The organism is Streptomyces lushanensis (assembly GCF_001700515.1).
Lineage (GTDB): Bacteria > Actinomycetota > Actinomycetes > Streptomycetales > Streptomycetaceae > Streptomyces > Streptomyces lushanensis.
On sequence record NZ_MAUD01000127.1, the window covers coordinates 1 to 19,083 of the forward strand.

Below are 19,083 nucleotides of genomic sequence, written 5' to 3' on the forward strand. Positions count from 1 at the left end.
CACCACAGCTGTTCGGGCGGGAACCGGGCAGGTGGACCCGGGCGGGCTGGCGGTCGGGCTGGTCGGACTGGTCCTGTCGGTCGTGGGCCTGCATCAGGCGAGGCTCCCCCAGGCATGGCAGGACACCGACACCGCCGGACTCGCCGACCGCCTGGCCGACGGCATCAGGGAACGCGAGGAGGAGGCCCGCCGGAGACTCCTCGGGGACAGCGACCGCACCATCAACGTCGAGTTCACCTTCCTGCCCTCCCCCGCCCGTCACGCCACCGGCGCGGCACCCCACGGCACATTGGAGGACGTCGCCACCTACTACCAGGCTCTAAGGTCCGGCCGCCTCGTCATCACCGGCGCACCCGGAGCCGGCAAAACCGTACTCGCCCTTCACCTCATGCTGCTTCTTCTCGCCGACCGCGGGCCGGGCGGTCCCGTTCCCGTACGACTGGCGCTGTCCACCTTCGACCCCGGCCGGGACAAACTCGACGTCTGGCTCGCCGACCATCTCACCCGTACCTACCGGCTGCGCCCCGCGGCGGCGTCCGCCCTTGTCACCGCCCGGCTGATCCTCCCCGTGCTCGACGGGCTCGACGAGATGGACGCCAGTGGGACTCCCGGGCACGGCTCCCGCGCCGCAGCCGCTCTGGAGGCCATGAACAGCTACCTCCACGGCACCGTCAAGGGCCGCCTCGTCCTCACCTGCCGCAGCGCCCCCTACGTCGCTCTCGAAGAGGCGGATCTGTGGGCGGAGGACGCCTCCCGTGTCGACATCGCCCCCGTCGGCCCGGCCGCGGCCGAGGAGTTCGTCACCGCCCGCGCCCGCAAGCCGGCCCGCTGGGAACCCGTCCTGGACGCACTCCGCGCCGCCCCCTCCGGTCCACTGGCCGAGGGCCTGTCCACACCGTGGCGGCTGACCGTGGCCCTGGCCGTCTACGACGAACGTCACCTCGACCGCGGCTGGGTCCGTGATCCCGTGGATCTTCTCGGGCCCGCCCTGCGGACCCCCGAGCAGATCCGAGATCACCTGCTCAATCTGTTCATCCTCGCCGCTTCCTCGGCAGGCGGCACGACAGCGCCCTACACCCAGCCGCAGGTACGTACCTGGCTGACGGTCCTCGCCCGCCATCTGCACGCCAACACCGTCAGCGCCCGCGAAGTGGCCGGACGGCGTCTGTCAGGCACCGACCTCGTACTCCATGAACTGTGGCCGCTCGCCGGCCGCCGCGCCCGGACCGTCCACGTCCTGCTGACCATCACGGTGTGGGCCATCGCCGACCTGCCCGCCGTCCTGCTCGACGACCTGGGCGTGTACGCGAGGAACGTGACATTCATGGTGCTGGCCGGTCTGCTCGTAGGAATCCCTCCCTGGCCCGTACCGTCCCGGCTGGAACGGGCAACTGCCGGGACCCCCGCGGGAAGACACCAGCTCGTGAACGGGCTCGTGGGCGGGCTCTTCTGGGGAGGGCTCGTGGTCGTGGCCGACCTGGGGGATGTCGTCGGGCCGGCGATCGGGCTCGCGTACGGATCGGTGCTCGGGCTCGCCGGCGGAGCGATGGTCGGAGCCGGGCTGGCTGGTGTGCTCTCGGACGCACCCGAAGTGCGCGGGTCACGCGGAAACGCGTCGCCGCGCGGCGTGGTGCGGGACGACCTCGTGACCGGGTTCGCGACCGGTCTCGTGGTCGGGCTCGGGTTCGTCCCCTTCTATTGGTTCGCCCTGGACCCCGTGCTCGCGCTCGGGGCCGTACTCGTCTTCATGCTTCTGTTCGGTCTGGGCGGCGGGCGTGCGCTCGCACTCCTCTACAACCGCCTGTTCAGATGCGGTTACCGGGGCGCGCTCGACTCGCTGTTCAGGCCATGGCGTGCGTTCGGGCTCCTGTTCAGGACCGGCGCCGGTCCAGCCCTGGGCGCCGCGGGTGTCCGCTATCTGGCCTTCCTGCTCTGCACCCGCCGATGGTGGTCCGCCCGGCCACTGCCCTGGCGCCTGGGCCGTTTCCTCGACTGGTGCTGCGACGCGGGTCTGACGCGCACCGCCGGGATCGCCTACCAGTTCCGCCACCGCGAGCTCCAGGACTTCCTCGTCCGGAGCCATGTCCACCACGATCCGCCGGACCGCCGCGTCCCCGCACGAACAACACCGGAAGGCCATGTTCTTCCAGGTCACCGTTGATGTCCGGACAGCACACGGGCCGGGCGGGAATCGCGGCGCGTTCGTCGGCGCCCCGGGTCAGCCCGTGGCGGTGTTGTAGTTGACGATTCGCTCCACCATGAGGGCGACCGCACCGGCCAGCGGGCTGTCCGCCCCCTTGCTCACCACGTCGGGCAACCGGTGCGCCTCCTTCTCGGCGACTGCCACCATGCCCCAGAAGGCATTGAAGCCCGAGGGATCCGCCGGCTTCTCGGTGGCCGCGCCGACTCTCACGACGCCGCCTTCCTCGGCCACGGCCAGCGCGCCCATCTGCCGCAAGGTACCGGGGTCGTGCTCTTCGGCGGCCACCACGCTCCACCCCGTCACGCCTGTGTGCCGCAGTGCGGCCAGAAGACTGCCCGCGCTGCCCGCGCCGGTGACAACGATGTCGGGCAGGACAAGGGCCACCGGGCCCCGCGTCATCGGCAGGGCGGACCGGATCGCCCCGTCGAGCCCCGGTTCGAACGACTCGTCCTGGTAGACGAAGACCATGTGAAAGGTCTCGGCGTAGCGCGCGAGATAACTCACCGTGTCCAGCTTGTGCGTGCCGAACACGACGACCAGGCGTACATGGAGTCCGCTTTTCACCACTTCGACAACGGACTCCAGGCTGCGGTCCAGCACAGTGACCCCGGGAGCCAGGCAGTGCAGTTCCTTCGAGTAGGGCGCTCCGAAGCGCGTTCCGAATCCGGCACAGGGAAGGATGATCGAAACATCGGGGACGGACACGGACGAACCAGGCATTGAGCGCTCTCAGTTGTGTGGAGGATCGGGGAACCTTGCGCGCCTCGCCGGGTACGGGCGGCCCCCGGCCGACGCCGCACCGTCGGTCCGGAAGCCGCGTCGGGGCTCACCGTAGTCATCGAGGACGGCTCCGCGCGAGAGGGCGAGGCGACTGTGCCCGCGTGGCCTGTCCAGTGTCGACCGGTTCCAACTCCGCTCCTTCGGCACTCACTTGTGCGTCCGTCCGGACGAGGGCAAGGCGTGCACGAGCCCGGGCACCTGGGTGTTCGGGGAGCACCGCCGCGTTCGGTACCACGCGACGTACACTGCTGCCGCACACGCGCGACGGCCTACGCGTCGCCGTCGACGAGGACCGCTCGAAGTCTGGGCGGGCACGGGCCGAAACGCAGGGGAAGACAGAGCGAAAGAGGACGCGGAGTGCGGGTGCTGTTGTCCACATACGGGACGCGTGGCGATGTCGAACCGCTGGTGGCACTCGCGGTGCGGCTGCGGGAGCGCGGCGTGGAGGTGCGGATGTGCGCCCCGCCTGACGAGGAGTTCGCCCAGCGGCTGGCAGGTCTCGGGATGGAACTGGTCCCGGTCGGGCCACCGGTACGGGCGTTGACGCGCGGGACGACTCTGCCGTCGGCGGCGGATCTGTCCCGGTACCGGACCGAGATGGTCGACGCGCAATTCGATGTCTTCCCTGCGGCGGCCGAGGGATGTGACGCGCTGGTGGCGGCCGGCCTGGCGCAGATTGCCGCGCGGTCCGTGGCCGAGGCCGCGGGCATCCGCTACGTGTACGCGAGCTATTCGGCGGTCAATCTTCCGTCGCCTCACCACGCGCCGCCGCCGCGGCCGGGCTGGCCGGAGCCGGAGGCGGACGACAACCGGACGCTGTGGGAGCGGGACGCCCACCTGGTGAACGCGCAATTCCGCGAGAGGCTCGACGGCCACCGGGCATCGATCGGTCTGAAACCGGTGGACGACGTCCGCGACCATGTCTTCACCGGCCGGCCGTGGCTGGCGGCCGATCCGGTCCTGGGACCGTGGCGGGAGACCCCGGGCCTCGACGTGACACAGACGGGTGCGTGGACCCTGCCCGACGAACGCCCGCTCCCCGCCGAGCTGGTGACGTTCCTGGAGGCGGGCGCACCGCCGGTCTACGTGGGCTTCGGCAGCATGCGCCCGTCGCCGGACATCGCCCGCAGGGCCATCGAGGCGATCCGCGCACAGGGTCACCGTGCACTCGTCTCCCGCGGCTGGGCGGACCTGGACCTGATCGACGACCGGGACGACTGCTTCGCCGTCGGCGAGGTCAACCAACAGCGTCTGTTCGGCAGGGTCGCCGCCGTGGTGCACCACGGCGGCGCTGGTACGACGGTGACGGCCGCCAGGGCGGGCGTGCCGCAAGTGGTGGTGGCTCTCCGGCTGGCGGACAACCCGTACTGGGCCGGCCGGGTGGCAGACCTGGGTATCGGCGCGGCACCTGATGGTCCGAGCCCGACCGCCGAGTCCCTGAGTCTCGCGTTCAGGACGGCCCTGGCACCCGGGACCCGGGCGCGGGCAAGGGCTCTGGGTGCCAAGATCCGCACCGACGGAGCGGCGGTGGCCGCGAGCCTGCTGCTCGACACCCTCCGGTGAGCGAGGCCCACCGGCGGCCGGCGTGGCCGAGTCCGGTTCGGCGCGTGCCTGTGCCGCCGGGCGCCGACACCTGAAGTTGGTGGTCCGCCGGCATCTACAGTCGGTGGTCGTAGATGTTGAGCGCGCTGGTGATGTCCGACCCGTCCACCCAGAACGTTCCCGTGTTGCCGTACATGTCGTACGCGACGATCATCGGACGGAACCACTCCTTCCATGTGTCCAGCGGCCCGTTCGGGATGTGCCAGCCGTCGCCGCCGGTGGTGGAGTGCACCCATGTGAAGCACAGGTACCGCTCGGGATATTTCCTGTCGTAGATCTCCGCGTAGTCCCACCACTTGTTCCCGACAGGGAAATTGACGATCTCTCCCGAACTGTACCCGTCCTGCGAGGAGTAGTACGCGGAGTCGTGCGGCTCCTGATACCAGACATAGCCGCCGTAGAAATTCTTGTGGCGGCTGTCGGGAGTGATGTTGCACGCGAAGAACCCGTCGTAACCGTCCTCACTGAAGTAGGAACTCACCGAGAAGGTGACGAAGTAGTTGTCCACCACTTTCAGGGCCAGATAGTAGTTCCAGGCGTCCGTGGTCACATACTTCGTGTTGCCTCCGTATTTGGTTGACGTGTGCGAGTAGTCCCAGCTGATGTCTCCCTTCATATAGGTCACGGCCGTCTGCGGATTGAGGGTGATTTTGCTGTGGTAGGTTCCGTTCAGAGAGCTTTTGATGGTGGCTCCGGAGTCGGTCCTGACCCGGACGCCGATCGACTTCACATTCATCCCGGGCGAGCAGTACACATAGAACGTGACCTGTTGGGTCCTGTCCTCGTTGGCCGCGGCTTCGGCGCTCTCGCTGAACCCGCCGGGTGTCGCGTTGAACTTGTTCGCGGTGTCCGTGTAGGCCCAGCCCGAGCCGCCCTTCCAGTTGAGTGTCGACTCGTCGACGTAGTCGATGAGCCACAGATTGGCGACCAGGTGCTGAGGGTCGACCTGGACGGGATTTCCCTTTTCGTCGGTCGGCTCGACATTGATGGTCACGCCGATCGTGTTCCGCCCGTTCGCGTAGATGTTGCAGTTCTGGTAGCCGCTCGTGAGTATCACCGAGAGCTTCGACACGCTCGTCCACGTCGACATGTTCTGCCTCTCCTGTTCGTGTGAGATGGTGCGGCGAGTGTGAGGCCGCGGCGAGCAGCCCCGGCCGCCTCTGTCAAGAATTCACCGTTCCTGCGGGTGACGGGCCGTCACTCCTCATGGAGTGACGTACGAGACCGTGGGTTTCAGTTTGAGTATTTCTCGCAGACGATTGTCGTTCCGGCTGTAGCAGAACGCTGCGATGACCGCGGTGTCCTTTCGGTTGAGAATCCGTTCCAGTTTGCCTTCGGGCAGGTTCGGCGTGTCGTACACCTTGACGCTCGAACCTTTTTCCAGGCGCTGGAACCTCAGATCCGCCTCATAGAATTCCGAATCCCGGTGGGCAAAGGTGCGGAGGCCGTCCTCGGCGCCGTGCGTGCCGGACAGGATGGCGACCTTGGGGGCACGCACCTGCGCACTTCTGATGACCTCGGGAAGTTGGCGGCCCACCGCCTCGTATTGAGTGACGTACACTTCCTGGCGGTGACGGTTTTTCACGGCCTTGAAATTTCTGCGTTCCTTCCACTGTTTCTCCGTGATCGCCTTCTGCTTCGGCTTGCTGTGGCCGGCTCCCCGCGTCGTCCCCGTCTCGACACGTCCGGCGTCCTCCGCGTCCTCGGCGAGCTCCGAGATCCGGCTCGTCCACCGGGCGGCGGTCACGCCCGCTTCGGCGAGGCCGGCGAGGCCGGTGCCGAGGGAGACCCATCCGAGGACGGACGAGGCCTTGGGAGACGCTTCTTCCAGCGCGCCACTGGCAATGGCGGTCACGTCGGAGACGACACCGACGGCGCCGACGACCAGTGTCGTGGTCTCGGCGGCGCTCACCGCTGCCATGACCCCGCCGGCTGCCGCGATCGACGCGCCGGCGGTCACGACCGCCAGGGCCAGGCCCGCGATGCCCAGGCCGATGCCCAGCCAGGCCATCCAGCTCAGATGCCCCGAGGGGTCGACACGGTTGACCGGGTCGCCCAGGCAGTACGCGTAGGGGTTGATCCCGCCCGCGCCGAAGGGGCTCAGCTCATCGGGCGCGGTGAACCGCATCATGCCTGGGTGGTAAGGGCGGTAGCCGTTGCCGAGGTGGTACCACCCGAGGGCCGGATCGGTCCGTTCACCGTCGAAGCCCAGGACGCTGCTCGTGACACCCGCCGGGCGGTCGCCGTACGGAGTGCGGGAGTACTCCTCCCGCTGTTGGCCGGCGCCCGTCACGAGCACGGTGCCCTTGCCGTCCGACCCCAGCAGGAGCGTTTCGGCCTGGGCTCCCTCACGGCGCTGGGCCACATACGCCTGTTCGAGCTGGAGGAGACGGGTGGACCGGTCGCCCTCGATCACCGAGGCGAGTGACTCCCACTGGTAGTAGAGGACACTGGTGCTGCCGTCGGTGGTCTGGGTCAGCAGCCGGTTCAGCGGGTCGTATCCGTACCGGCTCGCCGAGCCCACCGACTGCAGGCGTCCCAGGGCGTCGTAGGTGAGTGTGCGTCCGGCGTCGTCCGTGGTCAGCCGCCCGGCCTCGTCGTAGCCCAGGTCGATCCGGGAGGGAAACGAGGGGTGGGTGTGGGTGATGCCGGTCAGTTGGCACGGATCCGACGCGTTCTCGAACAGGTACGTCGCCGTGTCGGAACCGTCGGAGAACTCGGACCGGCAGCGTGTGACATTGCCGTAGGCGTCGTAGCCGAACGTCTGCCGGGTGACCGCGTTCCCGCGCTCGTCCAGCGGGGGCGCCTGCCCCGCGCAGTCGTAGGTGGCGAGCTGATTGCGGCTGGTGTAGGTGAAGGACTCCTCCCGCAACGTCGTCCCGCCGCGCGAGAACGTCCTGCCGCCGAGGAGGTCGTCCGGTTGCCAGGTCTGTGTGAGCGTCCACGACACCCCCTGGCTGTCGGTGACGGTGCGTTCCACCTCGCGGCCGAAGTCGTCCCGGGTGAGCGACGTGGTGAGCGTCTGTCCCGACTGTGTGTCCTTGGCCACCCACGTGGCCGGTCGGCCGATGGTGTCGTAGGTCAGTGACACCTGAACCGCGGGGTCCGCGACGGCCGAGACGCGGCCGTAGGTGTCCCGGGTGATCTGCTGGGTGGTGCCGTCCACCCCGGTGCAGCTCTGCTGGAGGCCGCCGACCGTGTAGCTCCAGCTCGTGGTGCGGTCGGGCTGGCCGGAGAGCTTGGTGGTCTCGGTGCGGGGGCGGCCCGAGGGGTAGTAGTCGCACACTGTCGTCGCATCGCCGGACCGGGCGTTCGTCAGCGAGCCGGACACCGGGTCGCGTGTGAACACCTGTGTGAGAGAGCCCGCCTGGACCTGGGACAGCGCGTTGTCGAGCTCGGGGACGAACTGATGCGAGTTGAGCAGGTCAGGTGTGATGACCGAGGAGGGAAGAGGGTCGGCGGCCCGGGTGTAGTCGTAGTCCCAGCTGCGTCCGCCGGAGTTGCTGGTGGTGAGCCTGCCCAGGCCGTCGAAGGTCTGTGTGCCGTACGAGGCTCCGTTCACCGCGATCCCGGTGACCAGCGCGTCCGGCGAGGAGGGCGCGTAGTCGCGGGAGACCTGGGTTCCGTCGGGCAGTGTGGTGGTCACGAGGCGCCCGCGCGCGTCGTAGTCGTACCGCGTGGTGTTCCCGGCGGCGTCGGTCTCGCGGCGCTGCCTGCCCCAGCCGTCGCACTCCCACGTCTGACGGCCCGCGGACGCCCCGGTCAGGTCGAAGCGCTCCGCGCTCACCGCCTCGCCCCAGGAGTTGTACGTCGTCACCACGGTGCCCGTGGCCGGAGCGCCGCCACCGAGCTGCTGGCTCGTGGTGGTGAGCCGGACCGGATCGGTACGGGTGAGCTCGACCGCGCCGTCGTTGAAGGTGGTGGTCGACAGCCGGCCCCAGTCGTCGTAGGAGAGGGTCCGGGTCAGCTCGACCTGGCCGCCGTCGCGCACATGGTCCAGCTCCGAGACCGACGATGTGCGGCCCTGCTCGTCGTAACCGAGTGTCCGGACGGTGTACCAGGCGCCGTCGCCGTCGATGTCCTTGCGCTCCCACCGGACCGGCCGGCCCGCGCCGTCGAGGCTCTCGCGGAGCTGGTTGCCCAGCGCGTCGGTGAACGTGACGACGAACGGGGCCTCACCATCCGTGATGTACGCGTAGCTCTCCTCCGCCTCGTGGAGCGTGCCGGGGTTCACGGTACGGGTCAGCACACGGCCCAGGCCGTCATGGGTCACGGTCGTGACGTTGCCCTGCGGGTCGGTGGCCGACCGCAGGCGACCGGTGAACCGCGAGCGGGTCTGCGACCGTGTCACCGTCAAGTCGTCGTGGCTCGTGAACGTGTGGCTCTGGACCAGCGCGTCCTGCCGCGCCGAGAAGGCGAAGGAGTGCGTCGCGGTGTACGACGCGCCGCCGTCGCCGTCCGGGTACGCCGTCTCGACCAGGCCGGTGATCCGCCCGGACTCCGCGCCCGAGGTGCTGTAGGCGAACGTCTTCCGGGCGAGGAGCAGGTCGTCGCCGTGATGGGACTCCTCGGACTTCAGCACGGCGGTGCTCACCCGGGGATCGGGCAGGTCCGTGTACGCGGCGTAGCGGTAGGAGGTCCGGTGGGCGGGGGCGTCGAAGTCGGTGCCGGGGGGTGTGCGGGTGACGGCGGCGAGCAGGCGGGTGAACCCGTTGGGGTCGGGCGGGCAGTCGCCACCGCTTCCGTCCGCGGGGTAGTACTCCCAGTCGGTCCGGATACCGTCGGGGCCCGTCCGGCTCTGCGGGTTGCCCGCCGAGTCGAAGCTGGTCTCCGTGACCTCGCTGCGGGACCGCCCCTGCGCGTCGGTCCAGGTGACCGTACGGGTCTTCGGGAGCTGGAACTGCGCCGGCTGCTCGGCGAAGGTCTGCCCGACCACCGCGTAGTAGTCGATCTCAAGTGACCGGGAGGAGCCGTTCTGCTGTGCTGTCTCCCTCGTCTGCAGGTGGTACTGGTCGTACACCCGGGTGATCGTCGTGGTCCGGTCCCCGCAGACGCGGGACTCCGTCGAGCCGTAGGTGTAGCTGCTCAGGGTGTCGTCGTAGAGGTTGTCCCGGTCGGGATCCCAGCTCACGCCGGAATTGCCGCCCAGGAAGTTGTTGTCCGTGTAGTCGTAGGTGACCTCGATCGGTGGCTGCCCGCCGCCCGGCGTACGGACGAACCGGTGCACATAGGGCAGTGGCGGAAGGCCGGCGGAGTCCGGGAACTGGTGGCCCTGCCCGTCGTTGCGGTAGGTGACCGTCTCGGACATCCCGCCCGGCACGGCCACACCGGTGATCCAGGGACCCCACTCCCCCTGCTGCCCCTGTGAGTCGTAGGTGAAGCTCCACACCAGCGGTCCGTCCTGCCCGAGCCCGAAGTGGCGCACACTTCCCAGCAGCCCGTTCTGGAACCACAGTTCGACGTCATAGCCCTCGGCCTGGCCGGGCAGGACACTCAAGGTGGCCTTGGAGTCACCGTGGACCACGGTCAGCAGCGTGTCGCTCTCGTCGTCGACCTGCGTCAGGCGCGGCTGCGGACCGGTGAAATCCCACGTCAGCGTCAGGCGGCGACCGGCCGGCGTCAGCAGAGCGGTCGGCACCTTGAGGGCGAACGCGTTCCCCGGCCCGGTCAGGATCTCCACGTCACCGGACTTGTGCGTGATCCGGTACACGTCCTGGTCCTCGTCCTTCGCGACGTGGACCGTATCCAGCTTGTTCTGCTTGAGGATCACCTCGTCGCCGGTCTCCTGGACCTTGTAGCGCGCGCCCGTGGACAGGGCCAGTACCTGATCGTCGGTGTCAAAGGCGGTCAGCCCCAGCGAGACGCCCTGCCCGAATCCCGCGTCGGCTCCGGAGAGCGGCGAGTAGCTCATCTCCAGCGGCAGTGACGGGCCGAGGTTGCCGTTGCCGACCAGATCACCCAACGCGATCCGGACGGTGAACAGACCGGTACGGGGATCGACTCCACCGGACACCGCACTGCCGAAATTGGTGGCCTGCGTGAAGAAATCAGAGCTCGAACTCATACCGGAAACCCCCCTGTTGGCAATGTGCGACACGTGCGAAATCAACCGCCCGAGCAGAGCGCGACGCATGGAATCCCGCCGATCAGCACGGCAGGACCCCGCATCCCGTTACAGCAAATTCCACAACTACTGACACCGTGCAGGAGATACTGATGTGACCGTTGCCTCGGAATGGGGAATTCACTCAGAGGTGGAATCGTTCCGGACGAGCAAGCGGAAACCGCGGCGGTCCCTTCCACCGTCGCGGATGCTTCCGCAGGTCGGCGGAGCGCGGAACATACCTGGTGAGGCAACGTCAGCGGCCATCGGGTGAGGAGTGACCAATGGATAGTTGTGGTGACGTCAGCCACCACGTTTCGAGGTCCACAGCGTAATCGCGGCCTCCGGCCCGGTCCAGATCCCGAATATGCGACTGGCCAGAACCGGCCGCGTCCGACTCGGCGTCGAAGGCCCTTCCAACCGCTCCGGGACGGCTTTCAATTCGGCTCCGCACAAGCCGAGAAGGGAGGTCGAACCAAGTCGGCTCCTGCCTCACGGACGGGACCCAACATGTCCGAGAATATGAATACCGATCGACCGGGCGGCCCGGCCGGACCGGGCCGCCCGCCGCGGTCGCTCCCTCCCCGCGGGCACGTCCTTCCGGCCGCCGCCCCGGACCACTTACGCGAAGCCGCGCAGCAGTGGCAGCAGTTCGTCGGCCGTCCGCTCCAGGGCCGCCCGGTGGCTCGGCTCGTGCAGGTCGGCGGTGGGCAGCCGCAGTACCAGGTGGCGGGCGCCGGCCGCGACATAGCCGGCGAGCCACTCGGCGGTCTGCTCCGCGGTGCCGCCGAAGATGCCCTGGGTGGTGCGCATGGTGGGCAGGTCGAGGCGGTAGTAGGCGCGGAAGTAGGCCCGCAGGGTCTCCTCGGCCTTCTCGGCGCTGTCGTCGACGGCGACCGACAGATAGACGGCGGCGGTGACGTCGGACTCGGGGCGGCCTGCGGCCTCGCGGGCCTCCCGCACCCGCAGCCAGCCCTTGGCGTACGCCTCCGAGGTGGTGCTGGTCGGCATCCAGCCCTCGTACTCGCGGCCCGTGCGGGCGAGCATCTTCTCGCCGGAGTGCGCGATCCACATCGGCGGACCGGACGGCTGCTCGGGTACCGGCAGCAGGGTCACGTCGTCGAGCCGGTGGTAGGGGCCCTCGTACGACACCGGCTCCCCTTCGGCGCGCCACAGCGCCCGGCAGATCTCCATGGTCTCCCGCATCCGGCCCAGCCGTTGCCCGAACGGGATGCCGTACGCCTTGAACTCCGCCTCGGCGGCGGGAGAGTTGAAACCGGACCCGAGGCCGGCGATCAGGCGTCCGCCGGAGATCCGGTCCAGGCAGGCGAGTTCATGGGCGAGGTGCACCGGCGGGCGCAGCGGCAGCAGTACGGCGGTGCCGAGCTGGACCCGCTCGGTGGTGGTGGCCGCGGCGGTCAGTGCGAGCAGCGGGTTCATCCGGGAGCGGGCCAGCGGGGACTCACCGGCCCAGATCGAGTCGTAGCCCAGCTCCTCCGCCCTCTGCGCGAGTTGCCCGAGGTGGCGGGGGTAGTCGCCGCGTTCGACAACGGATTCGCGGCCGGGCAGGACGACACCGACGCGCAGGTCTGCGGGTGACTGGGGCATGGGGTGCCTCCGTGAGTTCGTGTCTGCGGGGCGGCTCAGGCGAGGACGGTGTCGGTCCTGCCCCGGCGCACCACCGGTCCTCGGGCGGGGAGAGCGGCGAGGGCTCGCTCATCGGGCCCGCGCCGGGCCGGGGACGAGCCCTTCGATCTCGACGAGCAGGTCGTCCCGGCACACGGCCACATTCAGGTACTTGGTCTCCGCCTCCGGGCCCAGCGCTTCGCCGCACACGGCGCGCACCACCGGCAGGTCCCGCTCGTGGCGGACGTACACCTTGGCCAGGCGGAGGTCCTTGAGTTCGTGGCCGCCGTCCAGGCCCGCGACGGCCAGGCTGGGTCCGCCGATCAGCTCGGCGATGTTGTCGAGGACCACATGGGTCTGGGCGGCGACGTCACCGCGGTGGACGGTCTCGTGGCCGAGGATGCTGGCGGTCCCGGAGACGTAGAGCGTGCCGCCGGGCTCCACCAGGGTGGCACGGGCGAAGCTCGGCGGCTTCGGGCCGTACCGCTCGGGATAGTTGTAGGCGGGGGTCTGGCGCTGGTTCTCCAGGTGCCGGGGGCTCGCGGTGCGGGCAGCGAGCAGCACGAAGGAGATGCCCTCGCCCCGGGTGCCGATGCCGGTCGCGGCCGGCATGTGACCGATGCCGTCGCCGTAGTAGGAGGCGAACGCCTCGGCGCGGCCGGACACGAAGTCCTGGTAGACCTCAAGACCTTCGGAGTTGGTGCCGAGGATGTCGCCGACGAAGTTCCACATGCGGAAGACATGGGAACAGCCGCGCTCCGCGACGAGTGAGAACGCCGTCTCATAGGTGGCCCGCACCGTGGGCGCGTACACGGGGCGCGGGGCGATGGTGCCGGCGACGAAGAGGTGTTCGCCGTCGTCCGCGAAAACCAGGCCGTCCCGGCTGCCGGTGACCGGCTCGGCCGTGGTGGTCCACACCTCGCGGAAGGCGTCGAAGCCCGTCGAGGACATGGGGACGGCGAGTTCGGGATGTCCGTGCGGGTCGAAGGCGAGGCCGAGGCGCTCGCCGAACGCGACCGTGCCGAGGACGTGCCGACCCGGGATCGGCCGGGGTGTGCCGATGAGGGGGGCGAAGTATGCCTGTAGGGAGGGGAGTCGGTTCACAAACGTGCCTCTCGGTGGTGGGAGGGCGCGTCCGCGCCGCACGTGGGGGCCTCCTGGGCACTGCGGCGGAAGCCGGGGACGTGCTCGGCCGGGCGCGGCGCACCCCCGGTACGGGGGCACACCCCCGGTACAGGACCGCGCCGTGGACGGTGGTGCCGTCGTCGCACCGGCACACGAGGGGAACCGGCGGGCGGTCCCCCTCGTCGGTGACGGACAGGGTCACGTGCTCGGTGACGACGGGATCACGCGCCCGTCGGCCGCCGGCAGACTCAAGCCCCGCCGTACGGCGGCTCGGTGCTGTACAGCCGGCCGTATCCGGTGATCGCGCGGGCCGTTTCGGCCGCTCCGGCCAGGTGCAGGGCGTGCCAGAACAGGACCTGGTTGGCGGTCAGGACCGCGAAGCCCAATTCCTGTTCCAGGGCGTTGATGACGCCCACCGCGCGGATGCCGTTGCCGGCCACCAGGACGGCGTCGGGCCGGTGCCCGGCGACCGTGGTGCGGATCCACTCGGACAGCGCCTCGGGGGTGATCAGTTTCTGGTTGCTGGGCAGCCCGCACGGGCCGTGGTGGACGACGTCGAAGCCCTGTTCGGTGAAGTAGTCGGCGCCGAGCCCGGAGAGCCGGTCGTCGAACCACGGCGGGTTGACCAGGGCGATCCGCCGGGTGCCGAGTGCGGTGAAGCCGGCCACGGCCGCCGAGGTGGTGCCGGTGAGCGGCAGGCCCCGTGTGTGCTGCGCGAGCCGCGCGAACAACTCCTTCTCGCCGCTCGCTCCGAGGATGTAGGCGGAGCTGGTGAAACCGAGCGCGATCGCGTCGAGCGGGGAGGCGGCCAGCAGCTCGACCGCGTCGTCGATGTGCGGCGGCTGCACGAAGGCGCGCACCGGATCGTGCGGAATCTTCGGATCCATCTCGCCGCCGGCCCGCATCGCGCCGAAGTACACGCGCGAGCCGTGCACGAACACGTCGTCGGGCGCGATCGCCTGGAACTCCGACTCCGGGCCGACGTCCGCGTGCGGTACGACCACGCCGATGCGCGCCCGCGCCTCCCATCCGTCCTTCTGGGCCTGGATGGTGCTCATCTGGATGTCCCCTCGTCGTCGGGCCGGGTCCCGGACGCCTCGGCGGCCAGCGAGCCACCGTCGACGGTGCCGGTGCCGGTGGTGTTGAGGAAGCCGGGATGCTTGCGGCGCATGTTCGCCATCACGAACTCGTAGGGAACGTCGTCGAAGCTGCCGTGGTCGACCAGGAACTCCATGCTGTGGAGCTCCTTGTCGTCGAAGGGGTGGTACAGGCTGTCGGCGGTGCCGTCGAACTCCAGCGGCGTCATCCCGTACAGCCGGCACAGGATCTTGTTGAAGACCGGGGTGGCCTTGACCCACTTGCCGTCCAGGTGAACGGCGTTGAGGCCGTGGAAGAAGACGTCCCCGCCCATGTGGCCGCGCAGCCGGTCGGAGGCCAGGTGGTTGCGCACATCGCCGTAGTGGACGCGGGCGGGAATGCCCACGGCCCGGCAGGCCGCCGCGTAGAGCGTCGACTTGTGCAGGCAGAAGCCCTTGCGGATGGAGGCGGTGTGACTGGCCCGCAGTCCCTGCGGGGACAGGTCGGCCCCGTACACCTCGTAGAAGACCTCGTCGCGAACGGCGTAGTAGAGCTCGACCGCCAGCCTGCGCTTGTCCGCCCCGCGGTCGGTGACCGCCTCGTCGACGAAGGACTGGACGCTGTCGCTCTCGTAGTCGAGGAAGTCGGTGGGCTCGGTGAGCCGTCGGAGATCGTCGGGAGTGACTGTGGTCATGGTGACTCCTTCATCGGTTCCCGGCTCACAGGCCCAGGAGGGAGGCGATGCGGTTGCGCTGGATCTCGCTGGTGCCGGAGTAGATGGTTCCGCCGACCGCGTTGCGGACGTCCCGCTCGATGCCGGTGGCGGTGAGATAGCCCTGGCCGCCGAAGATCTGGACGGCGTCGAGCGCGGTGCGCTTGTTGGCCTCGCTGACCACGGTCTTGGTCGCGGCGACGTCGAACGCGGCGTCCTTGCCGGCCTCCACCTTGGCGCCGGTGTCGGTGAGCCACTTGCGGGCGGTCTCCACCGCGATCTTCATGTCCGCGATCTTGTGCGCGACGCCCTGGAAAGCGCCGATCGGCTCGCCGAACTGGCGGCGCGACTTGGCGAATCCGAGCACCCGCTCCAGACGGTGCTCCATCTCGCCGAGTGTGAGGGAGAAGGAGAAGAGGATCTCCCGCCTCATCACATGGTCGAGGACCAGGAAACCGGCGCCCTCCTGGCCGATGCGCCGGGTGGCGGGCACGCGCAGCCCCTCCAGGGTCACCTCGCTCAGCGGGGAGGTGCGCAGTCCCATCTTGTCGAGGGGCTCGCCGACCCGGAGGCCGGGGGTGTCCCGCTCGACCAGGAAGACACTCAGGCCGAACGGACCGGGCTTGCCGGTGCGTACGTACAGCAGGAAGAGATCGGCGATCGGGGCGTTGGTGATGAACATCTTGCCGCCGTCGATGACGTAGTCGTCGCCGTCCCGGGTGGCGGTGGTGGAGATGTTCAGGGCGTCGGAGCCGTTGCCCGGTTCGGTGATGGCGTGCGCGGTGATCAGATCACCCGTCACGATCCCGGGCAGGAAGCGGGACTTGAGCTCCTCCGAGCCGAACGCCTGTAATGGGATGCCGACACTGACGATCTGCGTCGAGGCGGAGAAGCTGAGACCGGCGTCGCGGCAGGCGAGTCCGAGGCCCTCCAGGGCACGCATCGTGTCGGTCAGGCTGCCGCCACGGCCGCCGTACCGCGTCTCGAACGGTAGGGCGAGCAGTCCTGAGCGCTGGATCACCTTCCACTTCTCCCGCGGGAACTCCGCGCGGGCGTCCCACTCCTCGACGTCCTGGTTGAGTTCGTCCGCCCAGGGGGCGGCGAGGGTGTACGGGTCCGGTTCGGTGTCGGTGGTCCGCGGTGCGGACGGTGCGGGTGTCATACGTGTGCTTCCTTCCGGTACGTCGTTGGCCGGTGCCGGGGCCCGCGCCGCTGACGGCGGTGCGGGCCCCGGATCGCGAAACTCAGTACTGGGAGAAGCCGTCGGGAGACAGCGTGTGCCGCTCGTCGCCGCGAAGGGCTGGGCTGAACACCGAGATCAGTCTCAGGTCTTCGTAGTCGGAGGCTCTCAGGTAGTGCGCGTCGTTCTCGTTGAGGGCGTATATGGTGCCCTCTGTGATCTTGTAGGATTCACCGGCCGCCGTGACGACCTCGCCGGAGCCGCCCGTGCAGTAGCAGGCCTCGAGATGACGTCGGTACTGCAGGGCGCTCATGGTGCCCTTGCGGACCACGGTCTCGCACACCGTGAAGCCCATGCCGTCGGCCTCGGTGAGCAGACGGTAGCTGGTGCCGTTGCCCCACTCGACAGGGACGAGCTCGCTGGTGCTACGGACGATCATGACGTTCTCCTTGTGTGTGATAACATCTTGCGGGGAAATCTTTCGGAAATTCCTGGGAGCTTTTTCCGGTCATCTGCGTTTCCGGTCCGCAGAGATCCGGCCGCCGGCTCAGGCGGCGGTCTTTGTCGCGTTCTCGACGAATGCCGAAATGGCGTCGATGCTGCGGAAGTTGTCCGGGGTCATCGGGATGTCGTCGATCAGGATCGAGTAGGTCCGGGCGAGGTGCGAGACGATCCGGACCACGCCCAGGCTGTCGACGACACCGTTGTCGATGAGGTCGAATCCGGCGGTCAGGTCCGCCGCGTCCTCTCCGTTGAGGAACTCTGCGACGACATAGCCACGAATTTCGTCCGTCAGGGAGCTCATGCGGGATTTCCCTTCTGTCGTGCTGCCTTGATGAGATTGCGGTCGGGCTTTCCGGTGGACGTACGCGGCAGCGGGGCGTCACCCACGTGCACGGAGGACGGGATGGCATGGCGGGGCAGGCGCTCGGCGCTGTGCGAGCGCAGCCGCAGTGAGGTGAGCGAGGTGCCGGGCCGCCGGGTCACCTGGGCGTGCAGCCGGTAGCCGGCCTCACGATCGGGGATCGCCACGACGGCGGCCTCGGCGACCTCGGGGTGAGCCGCCAGGACGTTCTCGACCTCCTGCACATTGGTCCGCACCCCACGGACCTTGACCTGGAAGTCGGTACGCCCCTGCAGCCAGTGCAGGCCGTCGGCGTCCCGGGTGACGAGGTCGCCGGTGCGGTAGAAGACCTCGTCACCGCCGTCGGGGGCGGGAACGAACACCCCCTCGTTGCGGGAGCGTTGGAGGTACCCGAAGCTCTGGAACGGTGTGGTCACGAGGAGTTCACCCGTACCGGGACCGTCGAGGACCTGTCCCGCGCCGTCGAGCAGCAGGGCCCGCACCCCGGGCAGCGGCCGGCCTATGGGGATCCGCTCACCGGCTCCCGCGGGGTCGACGTCACAGATGAAGCTGTCGTTGGTCTCGGTGCATCCGAAGACGTTGTGGAAGCCGGCGCCCGGGAAGGTTGTGCCGAGCTGCCGCAGCAGCGCCTGCGGCAGTGCGTCTCCGGTAGTGATCACCGTACGGACCGACGGATGGACGGCACCGTCCTGTGCGAGCAGCCGGTGCAGCATGGGCACACCCTGGACGAAGCCGACCTGGTGCCGAGTGATCAGGTCCTGCAGGTGACGTGCGTCCGCGCTCGATTCCTGTTCGACAAGAACGGTGCGGGCGCCCAGCCGCAGCGCGGTCCACACGTCGAGCAGGGAGAGGTCGAAGTTCAGGGGTGCGTAACTCAGCAGGGTGTCGTGCTCACTGAGGTGGAACCGGCCGGTCGCCCAGTCGGCGAACCGGCCGAAGGCATCCCCCGGGATGGGCACGATCTTCGGCGTACCGGTGGAGCCGGAGGTGGTGAGCAGCAGTGGTGCCACGGCGGGGTCCACGGTGTCGAAGTCCCGGGCGGCCTGCTCGTCCGGCACGACCGGGGCGGTGTGGAGCAGGCCCTGGTCGTCGACGGTCAGCACCTGGGAACACCGGGCCTGCGCGGCGAGCACCGCACGGGCGGAGGAGCCCAGTTCGGGCGAGGGCGCCAGGACCGCGTAGCCGTCCCGGAAGGCGCCGATGAGCAGAGCGATCGTCGTGGGCGTCTTGTACGCGGGCACACACAGCGGCTGCCGCCGGTCAAGACCCAGACCGTCCAGGGCCTCCGACAAGTCCTCGGCAAGACCGATCAGCTGACGGTACGTCACCTGCTGCTCGCCCCGGATCAGGGCCACCTGATCGGGCCGGCGCCGGGCGTGCGCGGCCAGCACATCAAAAAGGCCGGATAACGGCACAGTTCCCCCATTCATGCACTTGTCCATGCAAAAGCGGTCATGCCCCCAGGGGGGTGACGGCGCGTGAGTCGCGCCGAAGAACTCGCGGAGCCCGGCGGCCATCTGCCCGGCCGGCCCCGCACCACTCCCCCGTGTGATCGAGCCGCGACCAACCGTACCTGCGATGCATGCAGAGTCAAGCATGTAGTTGAGCGCCATCCAGTGATGCACATCACTGAAGGCGGGTCGGAGCGCCGAGCTTGCTTGATGAACTATGTGCGTTTCAGGTTGATGTGATGCCTTTCATCTCGCCACGGTGTCACAGCGCTCGCGGAAGGGTTCGCCACACGGGGCCGGGCGTTCACCCGGGGCCGCCCGGCGGGGTACGGAAACGCCGAAAGCCGTCCCGGGGGACG

The 19,083-nt window shown here is 69.1% G+C and carries 13 protein-coding genes and 1 pseudogene; 2 read left to right on the top strand and 12 right to left on the bottom strand.

The window, feature by feature from the left end; genetic code table 11:
* Positions 1 to 2,161, top strand: a 2,161-nt coding sequence (locus tag BFF77_RS12040) for an NACHT domain-containing protein (protein ID WP_211280206.1), incomplete at its 5' end; no start/stop codon positions are given.
* Positions 2,162 to 2,218: 57 nt separating this feature from the next.
* Here BFF77_RS12040 and BFF77_RS12045 read toward each other — a convergent pair.
* Complete coding sequence (locus BFF77_RS12045; RefSeq protein WP_211280207.1) at positions 2,219 to 2,923, bottom strand: glycosyltransferase family protein; 705 nt, start codon at positions 2,921 to 2,923, stop codon at positions 2,219 to 2,221.
* Positions 2,924 to 3,346: 423 nt separating this feature from the next.
* Here BFF77_RS12045 and BFF77_RS12050 point away from each other — a divergent pair, with 423 nt between their 5' ends.
* Positions 3,347 to 4,546, top strand: coding sequence for a glycosyltransferase (locus BFF77_RS12050; protein ID WP_425424367.1), 1,200 nt, complete (start codon positions 3,347 to 3,349; stop codon positions 4,544 to 4,546).
* Between the two features lie 94 nt (positions 4,547 to 4,640).
* Here BFF77_RS12050 and BFF77_RS12055 read toward each other — a convergent pair whose 3' ends face one another.
* From BFF77_RS12055 to BFF77_RS12100, 11 genes and pseudogenes are all read right to left on the bottom strand, one after another.
* The gene (locus BFF77_RS12055; RefSeq protein WP_066947615.1) at positions 4,641 to 5,675 is read right to left on the bottom strand and encodes a hypothetical protein; all 1,035 of its coding nucleotides are present in this window, start codon (positions 5,673 to 5,675) and stop codon (positions 4,641 to 4,643) included.
* 114 nt (positions 5,676 to 5,789) lie between these two features.
* A complete protein-coding gene (locus BFF77_RS12060) occupies positions 5,790 to 10,649 on the bottom strand; it encodes an RHS repeat-associated core domain-containing protein (RefSeq protein ID WP_066947618.1) in 4,860 nt (1,619 codons plus the stop codon).
* 660 nt (positions 10,650 to 11,309) lie between these two features.
* Positions 11,310 to 12,296: an LLM class flavin-dependent oxidoreductase gene (locus tag BFF77_RS12065; RefSeq protein WP_066947621.1), complete on the bottom strand. Its 987-nt coding sequence runs from the start codon at positions 12,294 to 12,296 to the stop codon at positions 11,310 to 11,312.
* 108 nt (positions 12,297 to 12,404) lie between these two features.
* Complete coding sequence (locus BFF77_RS12070) at positions 12,405 to 13,418, bottom strand: FkbO/Hyg5 family chorismatase (protein WP_169922655.1); 1,014 nt, start codon at positions 13,416 to 13,418, stop codon at positions 12,405 to 12,407.
* 103 nt (positions 13,419 to 13,521) lie between these two features.
* A pseudogene (locus tag BFF77_RS38165) lies at positions 13,522 to 13,641 on the bottom strand (DUF6253 family protein); the annotation flags it as partial.
* Positions 13,642 to 13,687: 46 nt separating this feature from the next.
* Positions 13,688 to 14,497, bottom strand: coding sequence for a maleate cis-trans isomerase family protein (locus BFF77_RS12075; RefSeq protein ID WP_066947624.1), 810 nt, complete (start codon positions 14,495 to 14,497; stop codon positions 13,688 to 13,690).
* The gene (locus BFF77_RS12080) at positions 14,494 to 15,210 is read right to left on the bottom strand and encodes a transglutaminase-like domain-containing protein (RefSeq protein WP_066947627.1); all 717 of its coding nucleotides are present in this window, start codon (positions 15,208 to 15,210) and stop codon (positions 14,494 to 14,496) included. The genes BFF77_RS12075 and BFF77_RS12080 overlap by 4 nt, the downstream gene beginning before the upstream one ends.
* A 25-nt stretch (positions 15,211 to 15,235) precedes the next feature.
* The gene (locus BFF77_RS12085; protein ID WP_066947630.1) at positions 15,236 to 16,390 is read right to left on the bottom strand and encodes an acyl-CoA dehydrogenase family protein; all 1,155 of its coding nucleotides are present in this window, start codon (positions 16,388 to 16,390) and stop codon (positions 15,236 to 15,238) included.
* A gap of 82 nt (positions 16,391 to 16,472) precedes the next feature.
* Positions 16,473 to 16,847, bottom strand: a complete 375-nt coding sequence (locus BFF77_RS12090) for an ectoine synthase (RefSeq protein WP_066947633.1) — start codon at positions 16,845 to 16,847, stop codon at positions 16,473 to 16,475.
* 108 nt (positions 16,848 to 16,955) lie between these two features.
* Complete coding sequence (locus tag BFF77_RS12095; protein ID WP_066947637.1) at positions 16,956 to 17,213, bottom strand: acyl carrier protein; 258 nt, start codon at positions 17,211 to 17,213, stop codon at positions 16,956 to 16,958.
* Positions 17,210 to 18,688, bottom strand: a complete 1,479-nt coding sequence (locus BFF77_RS12100) for an AMP-binding protein (RefSeq protein WP_079125062.1) — start codon at positions 18,686 to 18,688, stop codon at positions 17,210 to 17,212. The genes BFF77_RS12095 and BFF77_RS12100 overlap by 4 nt, the downstream gene beginning before the upstream one ends.
* Between the last annotated feature and the right edge of the window lie 395 nt (positions 18,689 to 19,083).

Excerpts from the sequence above, each read along its gene's own strand:
- BFF77_RS12045 (WP_211280207.1), bottom strand. The coding sequence starts at position 2,923 with ATGCCTGGTTCGTCCGTGTCCGTCCCCGATGTTTCGATCATCCTTCCC.
- BFF77_RS12055 (WP_066947615.1), bottom strand. The coding sequence starts at position 5,675 with ATGTCGACGTGGACGAGCGTGTCGAAGCTCTCGGTGATACTCACGAGC.
- BFF77_RS12060 (WP_066947618.1), bottom strand. The coding sequence starts at position 10,649 with ATGAGTTCGAGCTCTGATTTCTTCACGCAGGCCACCAATTTCGGCAGT.
- BFF77_RS12065 (WP_066947621.1), bottom strand. The coding sequence starts at position 12,296 with ATGCCCCAGTCACCCGCAGACCTGCGCGTCGGTGTCGTCCTGCCCGGC.
- BFF77_RS12075 (WP_066947624.1), bottom strand. The coding sequence starts at position 14,497 with ATGAGCACCATCCAGGCCCAGAAGGACGGATGGGAGGCGCGGGCGCGC.
- BFF77_RS12080 (WP_066947627.1), bottom strand. The coding sequence starts at position 15,210 with ATGACCACAGTCACTCCCGACGATCTCCGACGGCTCACCGAGCCCACC.
- BFF77_RS12085 (WP_066947630.1), bottom strand. The coding sequence starts at position 16,390 with ATGACACCCGCACCGTCCGCACCGCGGACCACCGACACCGAACCGGAC.
- BFF77_RS12090 (WP_066947633.1), bottom strand. The coding sequence starts at position 16,847 with ATGATCGTCCGTAGCACCAGCGAGCTCGTCCCTGTCGAGTGGGGCAAC.
- BFF77_RS12095 (WP_066947637.1), bottom strand. The coding sequence starts at position 17,213 with ATGAGCTCCCTGACGGACGAAATTCGTGGCTATGTCGTCGCAGAGTTC.